The 17,679-nt window shown below is 41.3% G+C and carries 16 protein-coding genes, 1 pseudogene and 1 CRISPR repeat array; of the genes and pseudogenes, 4 read left to right on the top strand and 13 right to left on the bottom strand.

Features of this window, described 5'->3' with window-relative positions:
• Position 1: 1 nt before the first annotated feature.
• The 4 genes from moeA (at position 2) to yedF (ending at position 3,602) form a co-directional block, all read left to right on the top strand.
• Positions 2-1,216: a molybdopterin molybdotransferase MoeA gene (gene moeA / locus HEMROJRC1_RS09990; RefSeq protein ID WP_226692769.1), complete on the top strand. Its 1,215-nt coding sequence runs from the start codon at positions 2-4 to the stop codon at positions 1,214-1,216.
• Positions 1,217-1,218: 2 nt separating this feature from the next.
• Entirely contained in the window at positions 1,219-1,950 is a 732-nt protein-coding gene (gene moeB / locus HEMROJRC1_RS09985; RefSeq protein WP_226692768.1) for a molybdopterin-synthase adenylyltransferase MoeB, read from the top strand.
• Between the two features lie 134 nt (positions 1,951-2,084).
• The gene (gene yedE, locus HEMROJRC1_RS09980) at positions 2,085-3,302 is read left to right on the top strand and encodes a selenium metabolism membrane protein YedE/FdhT (protein WP_226692767.1); all 1,218 of its coding nucleotides are present in this window, start codon (positions 2,085-2,087) and stop codon (positions 3,300-3,302) included.
• A gap of 30 nt (positions 3,303-3,332) precedes the next feature.
• Positions 3,333-3,602 (top strand): sulfurtransferase-like selenium metabolism protein YedF, encoded by a 270-nt coding sequence (gene yedF, locus HEMROJRC1_RS09975; RefSeq protein ID WP_226692766.1) that lies wholly within the window; start codon positions 3,333-3,335, stop codon positions 3,600-3,602.
• 115 nt (positions 3,603-3,717) lie between these two features.
• Positions 3,718-5,581: a CRISPR direct-repeat array (repeat unit 31 nt; unit sequence GTTTCAACTCACAGCTGCGTGAAGCAGCTGC).
• A gap of 189 nt (positions 5,582-5,770) precedes the next feature.
• Here the strand turns inward: yedF and cas2 are convergent.
• The 13 genes and pseudogenes from cas2 to HEMROJRC1_RS09910 all read right to left on the bottom strand — a co-directional run bounded on the left by cas2 (position 5,771) and on the right by HEMROJRC1_RS09910 (position 17,678).
• The gene (cas2, locus tag HEMROJRC1_RS09970; protein ID WP_226692765.1) at positions 5,771-6,064 is read right to left on the bottom strand and encodes a CRISPR-associated endonuclease Cas2; all 294 of its coding nucleotides are present in this window, start codon (positions 6,062-6,064) and stop codon (positions 5,771-5,773) included.
• Positions 6,065-6,130: 66 nt separating this feature from the next.
• Positions 6,131-7,143 (bottom strand): annotated as a pseudogene (gene cas1c / locus HEMROJRC1_RS09965) (type I-C CRISPR-associated endonuclease Cas1c).
• Positions 7,144-7,172: 29 nt separating this feature from the next.
• Positions 7,173-7,877, bottom strand: coding sequence for a hypothetical protein (locus tag HEMROJRC1_RS09960; RefSeq protein WP_226692764.1), 705 nt, complete (start codon positions 7,875-7,877; stop codon positions 7,173-7,175).
• A gap of 35 nt (positions 7,878-7,912) precedes the next feature.
• Positions 7,913-8,584, bottom strand: coding sequence for a CRISPR-associated protein Cas4 (gene cas4 / locus HEMROJRC1_RS09955; RefSeq protein WP_226692763.1), 672 nt, complete (start codon positions 8,582-8,584; stop codon positions 7,913-7,915).
• Positions 8,584-9,456: a type I-C CRISPR-associated protein Cas7/Csd2 gene (gene cas7c, locus HEMROJRC1_RS09950; protein WP_226692762.1), complete on the bottom strand. Its 873-nt coding sequence runs from the start codon at positions 9,454-9,456 to the stop codon at positions 8,584-8,586. Before cas7c ends, cas4 begins: the two co-directional genes overlap by 1 nt.
• Positions 9,457-9,465: 9 nt before the next feature.
• Positions 9,466-11,244, bottom strand: a complete 1,779-nt coding sequence (gene cas8c / locus HEMROJRC1_RS09945; protein ID WP_226692761.1) for a type I-C CRISPR-associated protein Cas8c/Csd1 — start codon at positions 11,242-11,244, stop codon at positions 9,466-9,468.
• Entirely contained in the window at positions 11,241-11,918 is a 678-nt protein-coding gene (gene cas5c / locus HEMROJRC1_RS09940) for a type I-C CRISPR-associated protein Cas5c (protein ID WP_226692760.1), read from the bottom strand. Before cas5c ends, cas8c begins: the two co-directional genes overlap by 4 nt.
• Positions 11,919-11,977: 59 nt before the next feature.
• Positions 11,978-12,883 (bottom strand): ATP-dependent endonuclease, encoded by a 906-nt coding sequence (locus tag HEMROJRC1_RS09935; protein ID WP_226692759.1) that lies wholly within the window; start codon positions 12,881-12,883, stop codon positions 11,978-11,980.
• A 31-nt stretch (positions 12,884-12,914) separates the two neighbouring features.
• Positions 12,915-13,835 (bottom strand): AAA family ATPase, encoded by a 921-nt coding sequence (locus HEMROJRC1_RS09930; protein WP_226692758.1) that lies wholly within the window; start codon positions 13,833-13,835, stop codon positions 12,915-12,917.
• Positions 13,836-13,889: 54 nt separating this feature from the next.
• Positions 13,890-16,139 carry a CRISPR-associated helicase Cas3' gene (cas3, locus tag HEMROJRC1_RS09925; protein ID WP_226692757.1) on the bottom strand — a complete coding sequence of 750 codons (2,250 nt, stop codon included), beginning with the start codon at positions 16,137-16,139 and terminating at the stop codon, positions 13,890-13,892.
• A 136-nt stretch (positions 16,140-16,275) separates the two neighbouring features.
• The gene (locus tag HEMROJRC1_RS09920) at positions 16,276-16,419 is read right to left on the bottom strand and encodes a hypothetical protein (RefSeq protein ID WP_226692756.1); all 144 of its coding nucleotides are present in this window, start codon (positions 16,417-16,419) and stop codon (positions 16,276-16,278) included.
• 66 nt (positions 16,420-16,485) lie between these two features.
• Positions 16,486-17,133, bottom strand: coding sequence for a bifunctional phosphoribosyl-AMP cyclohydrolase/phosphoribosyl-ATP diphosphatase HisIE (gene hisIE / locus HEMROJRC1_RS09915; RefSeq protein WP_226692755.1), 648 nt, complete (start codon positions 17,131-17,133; stop codon positions 16,486-16,488).
• Complete coding sequence (locus HEMROJRC1_RS09910; RefSeq protein WP_226692754.1) at positions 17,127-17,678, bottom strand: DUF2726 domain-containing protein; 552 nt, start codon at positions 17,676-17,678, stop codon at positions 17,127-17,129. The genes hisIE and HEMROJRC1_RS09910 overlap by 7 nt, the downstream gene beginning before the upstream one ends.
• Position 17,679 lies beyond the last annotated feature (1 nt).

Genomic DNA, 17,679 nt, shown 5'->3' with positions numbered 1-17,679 from the left:
TATGCTCACTTTGGATCAAGCCCGTGCGCAAATACTCGAACAACTGCCCTTTCCTACTAAAACGGAAACCCTCAATTTACAAAATGCAGCCAATCGTATTTGTGCGGAAAATGTTATTTCACCGATTAATGTTCCCTCTTTTGATAATGCTGCGATGGACGGTTACGCTGTACGTTTAGCTGATTTACAACAATCACTCACTCTGTCAGTTGCAGGAAAATCTTTTGCCGGCAATCCATTCAAAGGTGAATGGAAGGCGAAAAGTGCGATCAGAATTATGACAGGAGCGATGATTCCGGAAGGGGCTGATGCCGTGGTGATGCAAGAACAAGTCAGGCTCAATGATGACGGTTCGGTAACTTTCACCGAATTGCCGAAACCCAATCAAAATATTCGCCGCATTGGTGAAGATGTGAAAAAAGGTGATGTGGTACTTGAGCAAGGGGCAAAATTAAATGCGGTTTCGTTGCCATTATTGGCTTCCCTTGGTATCGCCGAAGTGAAATGTTACCCACGTTTAAAAGTCGCCGTACTTTCCACCGGGGATGAACTTATTGAAGTCGGCAAACCGCTGCAAACCGGACAAATCTATGATACGAACCGTTTTACCGTCAAATTATTACTGGAAAAATTACATTGTGAAGTGATTGATTTCGGCTTATTACCCGATAATGAATCCGAGTTTGAAAAAGCCTTTATCTCTGCACAAAAACAAGCGGATCTTGTCATTACCAGCGGCGGTGTTTCCGTCGGGGAAGCGGATTTCACTAAAACAGTGTTAGAAAAAGTAGGACAAGTGAATTTTTGGAAATTGGCAATTAAACCGGGTAAACCTTTTGCATTTGGTAAACTGGAAAATGCGTGGTTCTGCGGTTTACCGGGTAATCCTGTTTCTGCCTTGGTTACCTTCTACCAGCTCGTACAACCGCTTATCACAAAGCTGCAAGGAGAAAAACAATGGAAAAAACCACCGCACTTTTCTGCTGTCGCAGCCACGAATTTAAAAAAATCACCGGGTCGTTTAGATTTTCAACGTGGTTTTTATTGGGTTAATACACAAGGGCAAATTGAAGTACAACCAGTGGGATTCCAAGGTTCTCATTTATTTAGTGCTTTTCTGAAAAGTAACTGTTTTATTGTATTAGAACAAGAGCGTGCCAACGTGGCTGCGGGTGAAACCGTTACTATCGAACCTTTTAATCATTTATTGGGATAAAAATGGCTGAACTCAGTTACGAAGAAGAATTACGCTACAATCGCCAAATCATTCTAAAAGCCGTTGATTTTGACGGACAGGAAAAACTCAAAGAAAGCAAAATGCTGATCGTGGGCTTAGGCGGCTTGGGCTGTGCCGCCGCTCAATACCTTGCCGCTGCAGGCGTGGGACATCTAACGCTGTTAGATTTCGACAAGGTTTCGCTTTCTAATTTACAACGCCAAATCTTACATTGCGATGCACGACTTAATATGCCAAAAGTGGATTCCGCCAAAATAGCGTTGGAGCAAATCAACCCTCATATTCAAATCAACACAATCAACGCTAAATTAGACGAAGAAAAACTCGCGGAAATTATACCGCACTTTGATGTAATTTTAGATTGTACCGATAATGTGGATATTCGCAATCAACTGGATCGGCAATGTGAGAAAGCCAAAATTCCGCTTGTTTCAGGTGCGGCTATTCGTATGGAAGGACAGGTTTCGGTGTTTACTTATGCACCTAATACGCCTACCTATCGCGATCTCAGTCAACTTTTCGGACAAAATATATTGAGTTGCGTAGAAGCCGGAGTGCTTGCACCAATTGTCGGGATCATAGGTTCGATTCAAGCTTTGGAAGCAATTAAAGTGCGGTTAAATATCGGCGAGAATTTATGCGGACGATTACTCATCATTGATGGAATAACAATGAAAATAAGAGAAATTAAATTGCCTATTAATTTTAAATAATGTTACCATCACCGTCCTGACAACCATTTGTCTTATGTCGCAAGTTTTGTGTATAGGAAAATGATGAACTTCTCTTTTTTCACATTGTTTATACCTCTCTTGCAAATTTTCTATTCAACTTACTAAGGTTTTTTATGAAAGAGATTTTGCAACAATTCAAACAAAATTATCTTATTAAATATTGGAATCCTGTGGCTGCGGTTATCGCAGCCGGTTTGCTCTCTGCTTATTATTTCGGTGTTACCGGCACTTACTGGGCGGTAACCGGTGAATTTACCCGTTGGGGAGGACATGCGTTACAAGCACTTGGTGTTGATGTATCCGAATGGAGCTATTACAAAATCATTGGTATGCAGGGGACGATTTTCACCCGAATTGATGGCGTAATGATTCTCGGGATGTTTGCCGGCTGTATTTCCGCCGCATTATGGGCAAACAACGTAAAATGGCGTAATCAACCGTATAAACGCCGTATCGTACAAGCCTTAATCGGCGGTGCATTAGCAGGTTTCGGCGCACGTTTAGCGATGGGATGTAACCTTGCCTCGCTCTTTACCGGTATTCCCCAATTTTCCGCTCATGCTTGGTTCTTTACCATTGCCACTGCAGTAGGCACTTACGTTGGCGTAAAAGTGACATTACTTCCAATGTTTCGAGTGAAACTGGAACTGAAAAAAGGCGCGGCAAAATTAAAAGAAACCGATCCGAAACAAGCCCAACGCCGTTTTTGGATTGGGATGATCATCTTTTTCGCCTATCTCATCGCTTCCCTTTATGTCATGACTGAATCAATTAAACTTGGTTTTGCAATGCTTTGTGGTTTAGCATTCGGCTTATTAATCGAACGCGCACAAATCTGCTTTACTTCGGCTTTCCGTGATTTATGGGTAACCGGTCGCGCCTATATGGCAAAAGCCATTATTTTCGGGATTTTGGTCGGCACAATTGGCGTATTCAGTTATATCCAACTCGGCGTATCACCAAAAATTATGTGGGCAGGGCCAAATGCCATTATAGGCGGGTTATTATTCGGTTTTGGTATCGTACTTGCCGGTGGATGCGAAACCGGTTGGATGTATCGTTCAATGGAAGGTCAAGTCCATTTTATGTGGGTTGGTTTGGGCAACGTTGTGGGATCAACCTATCTCGCCTATGTATGGGACGATATAGCTCCCGCATTGGCACTTGACTATGAAAAACTCAATCTCTTGAAATCCTTTGGGCCTGTCGGCGGCTTATTAGTCAACTACGGCTTACTTATTCTTTGCCTAATTGCCGTTGTATGGTGGGAACGTCGTTTCCTTGCGAAAGCAAAAGCGAAAGTTGCCGCACAAAATTGCTGTGGCGCGTAACTTATTCTTCATAAATAAAGAGGACTTAATATGGCATTTACTGTTGTACAAAAACTAGATAAAGATCCGAAAGATATTACACCGGATTACACCTTAGACACCCTTGGTGAACCTTGCCCTTATCCGGCAATCGTGATGTTAGAAACCATGCCGCAACTTCAAAAAGGCGAAGTCTTGGAATTATTGAGCGATTGCGCACAATCTATCAATAATATACCGGTAGATACAAAAAACCATGGCTACACCTTATTAAGCGTTGAACAAGACGGAACAAAATTACGTTATTTAATTCAACGATAATAAATACTAAAGAAAATCCACCCTCAAAGGTTAAATATTATTAACTGATTAAAGGTGGATTTTCTTATTGGTTCATAGATACTAATTATCCAGTAAGTTCTATTTCATTGATTAAGTTTCAACTCACAGCTGCGTGAAGCAGCTGCGGATTAGGGTTAAACCAACGCAATAACCATTGGTGTTTCAACTCACAGCTGCGTAAAGCAGCTGCCTTCTTTGGGTCATTAGCCCTATCCTGGTTAAGGGTTTCAACTCACAGCTGCGTGAAGCAGCTGCGAAAGCGGATTGAATTTGACCGCACTTTCTAAATGTGTTTCAACTCACAGCTGCGTGAAGCAGCTGCCTTTCATCTAGGGGCGAGAGTTGTCAAATGAGATGTTTCAACTCACAGCTGCGTGAAGCAGCTGCAAAGGACAATGCTTACAATGCGATGACTTTACGTGTTTCAACTCACAGCTGCGTGAAGCAGCTGCTTGAGATGCCTAGTTTTTTAGCAAAGTTTGATTTGTTTCAACTCACAGCTGCGTGAAGCAGCTGCTTGCGTTTGCCGTTAAACGGGCACGGTTATTTGCTTGTTTCAACTCACAGCTGCGTGAAGCAGCTGCCTGCGATTAAAAGCCCTTTTAAGGAGGACGAAATGTTTCAACTCACAGCTGCGTGAAGCAGCTGCAAAACTAATTAGCAATAAAGCCCCTATAGATTGTGTTTCAACTCACAGCTGCGTGAAGCAGCTGCAACCACCCGCTTTAAGGTTATTTTTGAATGCCTTTGTTTCAACTCACAGCTGCGTGAAGCAGCTGCAACGGCTTTGAGTTTGATTGGGAACAAGAGCCGGTTTCAACTCACAGCTGCGTGAAGCAGCTGCGTCATTAATCAAGCTTGCAATTGCAGCCGGTGTGGTTTCAACTCACAGCTGCATGAAGCAGCTGCCAAAATCGAAAATAGAACTAATTACACTATCAGGTTTCAACTCACAGCTGCGTGAAGCAGCTGCTGCTATCGCAGTCCTTGGTATATCCCAAGCGTGGGGTTTCAACTCACAGCTGCGTGAAGCAGCTGCACAACTCAAAGCCGAATTGGAATCGCGCGGCATTGTTTCAACTCACAGCTGCGTGAAGCAGCTGCCAAAATCTTTTTTCTTGTAATACCAATTGATAAGGTTTCAACTCACAGCTGCGTGAAGCAGCTGCTTGTGCCGTGGCGAAACTCACGCCCGATAAGTAGGGGTTTCAACTCACAGCTGCGTGAAGCAGCTGCATTCAGTTGTTGCTGATTGTCTTTTGCTTTTCCTGTTTCAACTCACAGCTGCGTGAAGCAGCTGCCGGTTATGTCAATGACCCACGTGATCCGGGCGGTGTTTCAACTCACAGCTGCGTGAAGCAGCTGCTGCCAAAAATATTGATGGCTTTGCCCTTGCCGGTGTTTCAACTCACAGCTGCGTGAAGCAGCTGCCCGGAGCAAGATTGGATTATGTTGCCTTTGGGGAAGTTTCAACTCACAGCTGCGTGAAGCAGCTGCAACCGCTGCACAATTTGCAGGACGACAATCCGTAGTTTCAACTCACAGCTGCGTGAAGCAGCTGCCAAATTGCACAAACCCTTTGTCAGCCCTTTGGGGTGTTTCAACTCACAGCTGCGTGAAGCAGCTGCTGAACATTGGCGATTTTCTTTTTAAGAAAAGTTGCAGGTTTCAACTCACAGCTGCGTGAAGCAGCTGCCTAAATTATCCTCATATTTGCCACTATAACTCGTGGTTTCAACTCACAGCTGCGTGAAGCAGCTGCCGGTTATGTCAATGACCCACGTGATCCGGGCGGTGTTTCAACTCACAGCTGCGTGAAGCAGCTGCTATTTTTTAACTAGCCAAGCATTGTCGCCACCTTGTTTCAACTCACAGCTGCGTGAAGCAGCTGCTTAAAGCCTTTGAAACCTTAGCGGCACATACACAGGTTTCAACTCACAGCTGCGTGAAGCAGCTGCTCCCTATAAGATAACATATTGAAATATCAAACTTTATTACCTGTTATTCGCTAACAGCTTATAGGGAGTAAAAAAAGTATAGCAGATTCGCCAGAATCATTGTGCTATCTTTCTAATTGACTGATTGTTAAAGAACTTTTTCGATTCGCTAATCCCACTCTATTTTAATAAGAACTATAGGTTAGCGATCTATAGAATCAATATATCTTTAAAAATATCAACAGCAGGTTTTGCACCGTGATGTTCCACTTTATTACGCCATTTACTTCCCAAATGATAAAGGCGTAAACTATCGCAATCCGGGTTATAAGTTGCCAGTAATTTATTTTTTAGCTTAACCCATTGATCTGGTGTCACATCGCACTCAAACACTGAATATTGAGCCCGTACACCATAATCTAAACAATGCTTGGCGATTTGACGTAAACGCTTTTGTCCTTCCGGGTCATCAAATGAAATATCGTAGGTAATTAACATCAGCATGTCTAACTATTCCCTAATAAGTGAAGCTGAAAAGAGCGGTCAAATTTCAACAATATTTTACAAAGACTAACGCATTAAAAAGGGTGGATATTCAGCCAAATCACCGCGCAGATGGCGAGCCAATAACATCGCCTGAATATAAGGTAACAAGCCGATTTCCACTTCTTCCCCTAAAAAAGGATGCGTAATTTTTTCTTGCTTTTTCGCCTGCAATGTCTGAAACAATAATTTTCTCGCTTCAGGCTTAAGCATCACCGCTCCGCCGGTTTCCGTCACAAAATCATCCGGTTTAATTTGCCCTCGATTAATCAGCGACAACACCATTCTATCTGCCCACCAAGCACGAAATTCTTCCAGAATATCTTGCGCCAGACTATCTCGCCCCGGGCGATCGGCATGTAGAAAACCGATTTGCGGATCTAAACCCACACCTTGCAATGCCCCGCTAATATCTTTACCTACAATGCTGTACAAGAATGATAGCAACGCATTGACGCCATCTCGTGGCGGACGGCGATTGCGTCCGTCAAACTGAAACCCGCTATTTGCTTTAATCAAATGCGAAAATACCCCAAAATAGCGAGAAGCCGCCTCGCCCTCAATCCCCGAATAAAATCTAAATTGTGTGCAGTTTTTAATTGTTGCAAACTATAATTTAACACTGTAATTGCCGATTGCAGCTCACCATTCTCACCGTGATTGCGAATCTGCCGTTGCAACACTCGCTTAGAGGCTTGGATTTTAGCCGCGATAATATTGCGAGCAATAGGCGCAGAATTTTGCTCCGACGCCTTATATTGCGCTCGGCGCAACAACACATTGCCATTTTGCCGCCCTTGCAACCGACCAAGATAGCGCCCGTTTTCCGTAAAAAACGCCAAGTTGACGTTATTTTCCCCACAAAATCCCATTAAAAACGGTGATACCAACACATTCCCAAAGCAAAAAATATGTCCGATGGAATGCACTGGCAACTGCGCCACCTTTTTTCGATCTTGCTCTACGACTAAGGTTTCACGTTCTTTATGTAAGTAACTACCTTGAGTGGTAATGTAGAGTGTGTTTTGAAGTTTGCGCATTACTAATACCTTATTTTCAATAAATACTACTAATTAAAATAAGGTGTTGGATTCCACGGATTAACAACTTGATTATTAAAATGAGTTGTTAAGTTTGGGAAGTGTACCAGCGGAGGATTTACTATTCCATTATTTCTCATAAAAGACTGAAAGCATAATGCTAAACTAGCTCTTTGTTGATTGTTTTCAGTGATAAAAAAATTATTAGAAATAATAGTATTTATACTACGTATATCTGAGTCTCTCGGTACCAGCATAGGATTTGTAGCTAAGTTTAACAAAACACGTTCCAAAGCACCTCCAATATTGTCCAAATTCCATATAAGACAAATAATACTTATTGCCTCATAAAGTTCTCTAGCTATTGGATTCCACGCTGGAACTTGTTGTCTCCCTCTTCCTGCTCCTCCTCTATCCACATTATTAGCGTTTTCAACTTGAGCAAAACCTGCTAATGGGTCAAATAAAGGTAACCGATGTACTTCTGGATTTCGTTGTTGTATTAAATTGATAAAGTCATGAGCTACAGTTATTCCACAAACGAATGTGCCTGCATCTGATCTATTGGCATAGCTTTGGTAACTAAAAACATAATACTCCCTATCTAGAGTTGGTCCAGCACAACTTTCCCTTGTCTGTCCATTCAATAATCTAACATGAGCCAAGGGTAAAATTTCAAAATCCTGGACAAGTTGTACTCGATTATCTTCACCGCGGCAATCAGTAATAGGCATATAAATTTCTCCTAATTTTAATAAAATATCTAATATCACGTTGCCCCAAACAACCCCACCACATACCTTTTCGACTTATCCCTTTCCAATAACTGTGGTTGGCAAAGTTCAATCAGCGAGCAGGCTTTGCAGCGTTTGCCGTATTCGGGAGGGGGCGTTTGTCCGCTGTTTAACAGTGAGCGGGCGGCATTGATGACGGCTAAGGTTTTTTCACGTAACTCGGCGGAGAAGACAACGGACAAACGGTGACGGGTTTGCATATACCAGAGTGCGCCTTCATTGATAGTTTGCCCTGTCATTTCTTCTAGACATAAGGCTTGGGCGCAGAGTTGGATTTCGTCCATTGGGTCGGGTTTCGGTTTGCCACGTTTGTATTCCACTGGTTTTAATTCGTTGGTTTTAAGGTTTCGTTCGACCAAATCCAAAATGCCGCTAATGCCCAGTTTTTCCGCCGAGACGTGAACCGTTCGCTCAAAACGAATGCCTTTGCGAACTTCCGGCTCGCCAGAATCCACCCGCTCGTGTAATGCCCTGCCTTGTGCGGTCAGAAAATTCTCCGCCCACGCCTGTTCATTATGAATCAACGCACATTGGCGTGGGCAAAAAGCGTAATGTTGCAAAGCGGAAAGCGAAATCAACCGCTTGTCATTGCTCAATGACGGCTTGGCAAGCGGTAAGATTTCTGTGGAATTTTGCAAATCGCTCATTACAGCAATTCTTCAATAGTTACACCATTTAAGCCTTCCGCCTGTACGCTGATACGATAGTCGTTATAACCTTTCGCCGGTGTGTCTTTTTCGCCGTTAATGCGTTCAACTTTTACGGCATCAAAAAGTTTATATGCAGGTTGATTGCCGAGCTCGCTGTCGTGTTTAAATACAATCAACTTACGCGCAGCCATTTCCCCGCGTGCGGCAGAACGGTCGTGTTCAAACATCAGCTGTAAAGCTTGCCAAAGTTTTTGCACGTCTTCATCAGAAAAACCGGTTTTTTCAGCAAGTTTGGCAGAGATAAAGCCGTGAACACGGTAAAGGGCGTAAGGCACGATATATTTACGACCCATTGTTTGAATCGCACTTTTATTTTCTAGATCTTTTTCGTTAGTTACCGCCATTCGCGTGATGGAAACCTCAAGCGGAACAATCGGGTCGATAGATTGTGCAAACGCCAATTGTACCGGGCCTCTCACCTGTCCGCTATTCACTTCGGTGGTCATTACTGCACCGAAGGCACGAATATCAAAAAAGTTTTTGCACATCCACGCAGTAACTTCACGGGCTTTCGCTTCATCTTTCGGCAGTTTTTTCGCTTCCGGCTCAATACCTAATGCCTCATAAGCGCGTTTGTTTTGCAGATTAAGCACACTTTTCTCTTTAACATAAATCTCGAAGCCTGCTTCGTTTTCACTGCTCACTTCAATAAAATTACGGATTTTGCGTTTTAAGCAAACATCGGTGACTAACCCCTTACTACTGTCTGGATCAAGGCGTGGCATATTGCCTGCATCGGGGTCACCATTCGGGTTGCCGTTGGTTACGTCAAAGAAAAAGACAAATTCATAGCGATTTTGAATAGACATAATGTTTCCTTAATTTTCAGTTGATTCAGTGGTTTCTTTTTTTATAAAGTAACTTTGTTCTTGCTGGAAATAGCCAATACCAAAACTTCCTTGTTCAATAACATTTAAATGTTTAGGATACTTTTCTGATAAACGAGCTACTATTTCTCTTAAATCTTTACTGAGAGCAATAGCCATTCCAGGTTTATCTTTGCGCAGCCGCGCCAAATGATGTTTAGCACCTCTAACCAAACGAGGGAAAACAGAATACGGCACAGCGGAAGCCGAACCATAATAACGGTCTGCGATACCGGCATTTAATTCGCCTAATGCTTGGGTTTGGATTCGTTCTAACACCGCAAATAACCTGCCTAGCAAATAAGCCCGGTTATTGCTTTCTTTATTCAAGCTCATAGGAACTCCTTGTTTAATTAGACCTTTTCTAAATTTTCGTTGTAATACCGCTTTCATTAACGCTACCCGCAAGCCGTTAATATCACCATCGGCACGAATGCGGGTAATCAGTTGAGAGAGTAAACTCATTGGATACAAATGGCCGGTGATAACAGCTCGCGCCATTTCTCCGGCGAGTACCGGCGATATATTCTCACTTTTTCCAAGCGATGCCGTTTGCAATAACAGCCTCCAAATTGAAGGCGGCGTTTTCCACGGGCAAGGTTCAAGTGATAAATCCAGCCAATGTTCACTTAAATTTTTCGCCAGTTGGCCAAACGTGGTATCCAACCAAAAACGCACAGAAATTCGGGCAGCATTTGGAGCGAGCCCTAAAATATAAAAACGAGTATTTTCAGACAACTGCGGTTCAACTTCTGCAAGCGGTCGTCCTTTGCTTATTTCTTGTAAAACATTAAAGATCTTTTGGTTTTCCTGCTCGTCATCAGGGGGCGCCATTAAGGTGGCAAAAAATTCTTCGGCAGCTTCGGCTTGAGCAGTATTATCCGCTTCCGCCCAAAAGACGGTGCTGCTATCACCGATGGTTAAACGATGGCTATTATTACGTAACAAATAATTTAAAGCGGTGGTGTAAGCAAAGGCAGCCTGTTCAGAAACAGGTGCATTACTACCTTGTTCCTTGCCAAATGAAGTGAAAGATTCTTTATTAAAGGAAATAATTGAACCGCCCGAACTTTGCCCGCCATAGACGCCCTTAATTGCAGGGTGAAGTCGGGCAATAGGGGCAATTTCACCACTGATTAAGCATAAACCCTGTTCAGTCTCTTCGGTGACTAACAAACCAGCCCAAAGATGTTGAGCGGCTTCTCGCTGATGAATATAACCACCGGTATCGGCTAATTTGAAAACAACATTCGCATCCAGCATTTCGATCGGGCAGATAGATTCCGCAAAATGTTCAGGCTGCCATTGTTGAAGAAAACGACTCACGGTAATTAAGCCCTCATCGTGAGTATCGGCAAGCAATTCTAAATGGTACTGTTTAAAGGCTTCAAAGGTTTTTTCAGAGAAGGCGATAGGTTGTGCTTTCGCGGTGGTTTTGTCTTTATTGCTCTCCACGCCCAGCACATAAGCCGTTTTATCCCATAAAAAATTGGGCTTAATGCCGGATGTTCGTTTTTCCGGACGAGGCACACTCATTAATTTGGGTTGCGGCTTCTTATCCGCGGTTAAATTCGGAATCACGTTTAACAAATTTCCATCCGAATCCAACTCCAACACCCAGCCGATTTTTTCTTCGCTAAATCCATAAGAGGGTACTTTAGCGCTACCGGTCAAACGATCCGTTTGCCCTGCAAGGCGATGATAATAGCGTGTTAATGCGGATAAAATCACGATTTCACCTCCTCTGCATAAAATGGCGGCACGTCAATCACTCCATTTTTCATTTCGGCTCTGAAAAAGTGCGGTCGATTTTCGTGATCAAAATCAATATCGTGCAACATCCAACCTAAATCTCGATCACGCTCGTTTTCTGCCAAACAACATTCAGGCAACGGCTCATTGTCATCAATTAAGGCAAAATTTGCCGCAAATTCACGCACGCCCATACAAGGTTGGTGAAAACATTGACCTTTTATTGCACGACGTTTAAACATCTCAATGTGCTTAGTAATCGTTTCCCCTTCACCCGCTCTTTTGGTTAATACTGCGTGCGCTTCTATCACATAACCAACATTTTTTAACACCGTTGCAGCACGCTGCTGACGATCCTCTTCAATGACCGTATATAAATCCGCCACACTTTTACGCTTTATCGCCCCACTGATTTTACCGACGGAAATTTTACTCCCCAGCTCATTACGGCGAACAGATTCAAACTGAATCGGCTTTAACACATAAATCTTATCAATTACCCAACGAATTGCCGGCTTCCAATGCACCGCCGTCAAAATCCCCCGTGCCGCCGACGGCGTAATCACATCATAAGACACCCGCTCCACCTTCATTTCAGGACGGGTAAAACAGGCATAATCGCCCCAAATATGGAGTCTGATTTTGTTTGGCATAATATATTCCTTCAATTATGTAATCCACACCTCCACGGGGAGGTGAATAAAAAATGATATTACTCAAATTTATATCTAGGTTCTGCCGATTTATTATTTTTACAAATCCAGTTTTTTAATATTTTTTCATAGTTTTTTCCATCTAGATCTAATGTACTGGATTCTGTATATTTGGATATTAAATCTTTTAAAACAGCTTCTACACTATCTCGAATAGTTTTATTTTCTCGAATAGCTTTCCAGCTTTCGAAAGGTTTATCTTTACTTGGTAATTTCATTTTGTGATGTTCTTCAAAATTCGGACATGAGCAACGATAATTGACGGAAAGACCTAATTCACGAGCACCTTCTATAACTTTCTTAATATTCTCATTTATTGAATATGCTGGATTTTTTTTATCTCCTTTTTCTGTTTTCGGGGAATCAATATCATGTAAAACAGAAAAACCTATTTTAAATTGAGTTAAAATTTTAGCTAAAATAGCAATGGTAGCCTTACCTCTTGCCCGCAATATTAAAGGTCTTTGCTCTATTGGATATGCATCTTTTTGTATATTCATTACTTCATTAAAAGCCGCAAATTCAGTATCTCCTTCAACAAGAATAACTGAATATCCAAAGAAAATTTCAGAAACATTCGAATCAAAAGCAAGCAATGCTTTCAAATTTTCCAATTCTTCGTCATTAAATTTGGCTGAATCAGATTTGTAAATGTTCGGAGTATTATGTCTATCTTTCCGATGAAGACGAACAATTGTTGTATGATCTTTTAAAGGATCTACAAATGCTGGATGATGTGTACTTAGCATTACTTGCCATCCAGCCTCTTCAGCAAGACTATATAAATGTTCTTTTGCTGCTCGCACAGCTGAAGGATGTAAAGCAGTTTCTGGCTCATCAATTAAAAGCATATAACCTGGCAAAAATAGGTTGCTTGTATTAGCTAGAGAAAGTTTCTCACTCAATCTTTCAATCTCTTTTGTATCTTTTGAGGTTTTATTTGGCTTTGCTTCTAGTTTTTTTTAGTTTTTCTTTATCAGATTCAATACCTTTTTGTATATCTAAATTTCTAGCTAATTCAGACCTTACTTGCAATATTGACCAAAATAAAGCTCTTTGTGATCCTGTACCTTGTTGATCCCATCTAGCTAAATTATTAGCTTCCTCAACATTAATCCTTGAACCTGACAGTAAAGATTTTTTAGGATCAAACCCTATATCTCCTACTGCAATATCAAGGCGTATATTAGAATTACTAAAAATCTTGTTATATGATGAATTAATTTTCTCTTGAACGTTCTTAATATCTTCACTAAGCTCTGATATTGGTTTATTAGCTAAATCTTTAACCTCTTGTAGTTTTTTACTTAATTCAGATTCTGAATCTTCCATAATTCCTTTATATTTACTAAGGATTGGCTCTAACACCAATTCTAATAGTTTCTGATGTTCTTCTTGAGGGTTATCTAAAGAACCTATTCGAAAGGGTTTTGGTAGTCGACTATTAAAAACAGTATCTAGACCTGCGGCTTTACCATCATCGGCATAATCATTTTCTTTAGGATCCCATGTAGTTCGAATAGGTTTACCTCCCTCTGCAGACCATTCCCATTTAGATCTTACTAATAATAATCCATCTTCCTCTTCTTTCCATTTTTCATCAATATTTCCTGCATTTTTAGGAATATGAACCCATAATTCAACAATTGCATTTTCTCCGTTTGCATTTTGATTGATATCTCCAGGTTTTAACTTTTCCTGTTGAATAGCTAGTTCATATGCACGCAGTACCGTTGTTTTACCAGCATTATTAGCACCAACTAAACAGACAATATTATCTAACTCTACGGTTAAACCTTCATTACCAATACAACCAATATTTTGAATGTGCATACGCACAAGACGTGAACGTTCCATAACAAGACCTCTATTAATTATTTGACTATAAGACTAATACTTCTAATTATTTGACTATAAAACTAATGTTTCCCTCCTCAAAAATTCCAAATTATTCCAACTCAACCCCGCCACATCATCATACAAATCCATTCCAATTAAGCGGTAAAACTGTTTACCGAAATTGTTTTCATTGATGGTTTCAACTCTGCCGGCTTTATAGAGTTCGGTTAAGGATTTTTCCGGAACTTGTACGGTGTAGGGTTGCAGTTTTCTTAAAATACCGCCCACTTTGTCGGCATAGCGTAAGCTGTCTATAAGTTTCTCGGCTTCTTGCTCGAAAGGAATAATGACCGGTATTAAATTGTTTGTGATCATCCGAAAATCGTCTGCGATTTTTTGAAATGGGAAATTAAGACTTTGGCCGGCATCATGGCATGCTTTTAAAATTTTTTGTTTGTCGAGTTCTGCTCCTTTCACTTCATAAACCGCTTGAAAATAGTGGTTAATCGCTTGCGGACTCAATAAGTCATCGGAATGTTTAAGAATAGTGGAACGCATACAAGCGGAAAGTAACCCTAATTCAATCGGTGCTTTCCATTGTTCTTCAGGTTGGAAAACCCAAACATGACTTTCTTCTGCTAACTTTTTACCCTCTCGATTACAACGTCCTGCCGCTTGAGCGACAGAATCTAAGCCAGCTTCGGCCCGCATTACCAATGGAAAATCTACATCAACACCGGCTTCAATTAAAGATGTGGCAATCACACGGCAAGGCTGATTATTTTTAAGGCGTAGACGAATTTCATCTAATGTTTGCGAACGGTGTTTGGCACACATTAAGGTGGTGAGATGATAAACACCGTCCAACCTTTTAACTAAATCATACAAGGCTCGGGCATGGCGGCGGTTATTCATGATAATCAATATCTGCGGATTATCCGTGAGTTTGGCTTGCAGATCGGTATCTGTTTGAACGCCAATATGTTGCACGGTTGTGCGTTTTAGTTTCTCAAAAAGTGTGGTCGGATTCGGCGCAATTTCTCGCACGTTTTCGAAGCCTTTGTAAAAGCCATTCACCTGGTGAATCGCCGGTTGTGTGGCGGTACAAAGCACAACGGAACATTGGTAATTTCGCGCCAATTCATCAATCGCTGCCATAATCGGACGCAATAAATTAAGCGGTAACATTTGCGCTTCGTCTAAAATAATCACGCTACCTACAATATTGTGCAACTTACGACAGCGTGAAGAACGGTCTGCGAATAAACTTTCAAAAAATTGTACCGCTGTAGTGACGACAATCGGTGCATCCCAATTTTCTGATGCCAGTTTTAACTTATCTCGGGTGGATTTATCCGGCAAATTATCGTGATCGAAAGTACTGTGATGTTCTAAAACCGCAATATCGCCTAATTCACCAAAGGCTTTACGAAAAACCGCTGCATTTTGTTCGATAACGCCGGTGAACGGAATGACGTAAATAATGCGGCGTAATTGATGCTGTTCGGCGTGTTCCAAAGCAAATGCCATTGAAGTCAAGGTTTTGCCACCGCCTGTCGGTACGGTTAGTGAAAATAAGCCCGTATCTTGCGTTGCCTGTGAAACTGCGTAATCTAAAATTTCACTTCGTAAGCGATTCAGTTCGCTGTCTTGCTTTTTCATTTTTGCCATAAAGGCATTAAACTGCTGATAAAGTGCGGTTAAATTCGGATAATTTCCCCGTTCAATAGGTTTTTTCTCTAAATTTGCATAAAATGCTTCGGTATCAATAAAATCGGCATCCACGAGACACGAATAGAGCATTCGAATAAAAAATGCATAAGAAAAGAAAGGTTCGTTTTTAGAGGGTTTTAAAGAAGGTGGGAGTAATTTTTCGGGTAAATTCAGTTCTTGTTGCCAAATGGGGTGAAGTGGTGGAAGTTCATTGTGAGCAGTACCGAAATTCTCTTGCAAACGTTGTGAGAGTGTAGAACGATTCTTCCCTTCTCCAGCACCATTTGCTAAGCCAGCGTGATGTCCGGCAATACAAAACGCCATCATCTTACCCAATATTCCCCAACGTTCCGCCGCAATTTTCGCCCCTGCCGTGGAATGGTTCACTTTCGCTCCACCATGCAAACGCTTTTGATAACGCTCACTATATTTACCTAAATCGTGCAAAAGTCCCGTATAATAAGCAACTTCTTGCGAAGCGAAAGGGGTGGCAAACTCAGCGGCCAATGCTCCGACATTATTAGCGTGACAAAGCAGTGTTTGCCAATCAGAGTGATCTTCAAGCAATCCTGAATGAGCGTAAAAAGGTTGAATCACTTGGTCTTCCATTTGATACCTCGCAATTATTTTCTAAATATTTCAACGACTATCAACCGATATGAGATGCCACTCTATCTTAGTTAAATACGTGAACCTCATCCTAGAAAAAGTGCGGTCAAAATTGACCGCACTTTAAACAATTAGATTATTTATTTACACCCCAATGACGAGTATTTTTATCAAATTTCATACCAGAGTGAGAACCTTCCGAGCCATTGAAATAGACATCTTTATTCGCACATGCTGAAATTATCAGCACACCGGCAATCACAAGAAATAATTTTTTCATAATATTAACCTCTATAACGATAAAACTTGGACGGATTATAGCACAATTTAAGCTATCTAAATTGCGTTATTTATTCGAACCCTCAGGGTGTAATCCAATGCCTTGATGACGTTCATTGAGCTTATAAATCACATCGCCCCATTCAAGATTGGCATCGTGCAGTAGCACGGTTAAATGATAAGTCAGATCAGCTATTTCTGAAATTATCTCTTCTCGATCCCCTTCCATTGCCGCCAACACGGTTTCCACCGCTTCTTCCCCTACTTTCTGAGCAATTTTCTTTGTACCTTTGGCATAAAGTTTAGCGGTGTAAGAACTTTCTGGGTCAGCATTTTGGCGTTCGGCAAGGGTGCGTTCTAATTTGGCAAAAAACGCCCAATTTTGCACCGCTTGCTGACTGAATTGATGGAAACAACTTTCCGCCCCTGTGTGGCAGGTTTCGCCAATCGGGTCGGCAAGGATCAAGAGTGTATCGTTATCACAATCCAAGCTCATATCCACCACATTTAAAAAATGCCCTGAAGTTTCCCCCTTTGTCCAAAGCCGTTGTTTGGTGCGAGAAAAAAACGTAACTCGTCTTTCATCAAGGGTTTTCACAAGGGCTTCTTCATTCATATAACCGAGCATTAGCACCTCGCTCGTGTAGATATTTTGTACGATAACTGGGAGTAAATGATCGACTTTTTGCCAGTTGATTTGGTCGGTTTTTAACATTGTCTTTCCTGATTAAAATATGCGTCTAATGTTTTAGCAAGTAATTGAAATTCTAATTCGCCGTAATTTGGCTTAAATTCAATATATTCAATTTGATTTCTGCGGCAAACCTCTTTTTTAATGGCATCTCGTTCTGCGGTATTTTTATGCTGATAATGCCGCCCACCTTGATATTCAATCACAGCCACCGCAATACCAAAACGATTGGTAATCAAAAAATCAGCACGCATATAACCTATTACTTTATAAGCATCGCCTTTTGTTACTCGAATAAAACTGCCTAATCCCGTTTGGATAAATAATCGAAATTGATGAGCGTAGTGTTCATTCAAATATTGTTGTAATTTCTGAAATAAAATAAATTCTTCTTTATTCATTACGCTCTGTTTTTCATAAACAGAATTAGCGATGATATCTAATTTATTTTCTTTCATTTGAGAATAAGACGGTTCTTTTTTATACGTTCGTTTTTTCTTAGGAAGAATAAGCCCAATGCAAAAAAAGAGAATAAAAAGACCGCCTACAACATAGCCTATTTCTTTCATT

The organism is Rodentibacter sp. JRC1 (assembly GCF_020521555.1).
Lineage (GTDB): Bacteria > Pseudomonadota > Gammaproteobacteria > Enterobacterales > Pasteurellaceae > Rodentibacter > Rodentibacter abscessus.
Note: the sequence above shows the minus strand (reverse complement) of the source record. Positions and strands in the feature narration are given on the sequence as shown.

Bases quoted from the DNA above. Each gene is read 5' to 3' on its own strand.
- moeA (WP_226692769.1), top strand. From the start codon at position 2: ATGCTCACTTTGGATCAAGCCCGTGCGCAAATACTCGAACAACTGCCC.
- moeB (WP_226692768.1), top strand. From the start codon at position 1,219: ATGGCTGAACTCAGTTACGAAGAAGAATTACGCTACAATCGCCAAATC.
- yedE (WP_226692767.1), top strand. From the start codon at position 2,085: ATGAAAGAGATTTTGCAACAATTCAAACAAAATTATCTTATTAAATAT.
- yedF (WP_226692766.1), top strand. From the start codon at position 3,333: ATGGCATTTACTGTTGTACAAAAACTAGATAAAGATCCGAAAGATATT.
- cas2 (WP_226692765.1), bottom strand. From the start codon at position 6,064: ATGCTGATGTTAATTACCTACGATATTTCATTTGATGACCCGGAAGGA.
- HEMROJRC1_RS09960 (WP_226692764.1), bottom strand. From the start codon at position 7,877: ATGCCTATTACTGATTGCCGCGGTGAAGATAATCGAGTACAACTTGTC.
- cas4 (WP_226692763.1), bottom strand. From the start codon at position 8,584: ATGAGCGATTTGCAAAATTCCACAGAAATCTTACCGCTTGCCAAGCCG.
- cas7c (WP_226692762.1), bottom strand. From the start codon at position 9,456: ATGTCTATTCAAAATCGCTATGAATTTGTCTTTTTCTTTGACGTAACC.
- cas5c (WP_226692760.1), bottom strand. From the start codon at position 11,918: ATGCCAAACAAAATCAGACTCCATATTTGGGGCGATTATGCCTGTTTT.
- HEMROJRC1_RS09930 (WP_226692758.1), bottom strand. From the start codon at position 13,835: ATGGAACGTTCACGTCTTGTGCGTATGCACATTCAAAATATTGGTTGT.
- cas3 (WP_226692757.1), bottom strand. From the start codon at position 16,139: ATGGAAGACCAAGTGATTCAACCTTTTTACGCTCATTCAGGATTGCTT.
- HEMROJRC1_RS09920 (WP_226692756.1), bottom strand. From the start codon at position 16,419: ATGAAAAAATTATTTCTTGTGATTGCCGGTGTGCTGATAATTTCAGCA.
- hisIE (WP_226692755.1), bottom strand. From the start codon at position 17,133: ATGTTAAAAACCGACCAAATCAACTGGCAAAAAGTCGATCATTTACTC.
- HEMROJRC1_RS09910 (WP_226692754.1), bottom strand. From the start codon at position 17,678: ATGAAAGAAATAGGCTATGTTGTAGGCGGTCTTTTTATTCTCTTTTTT.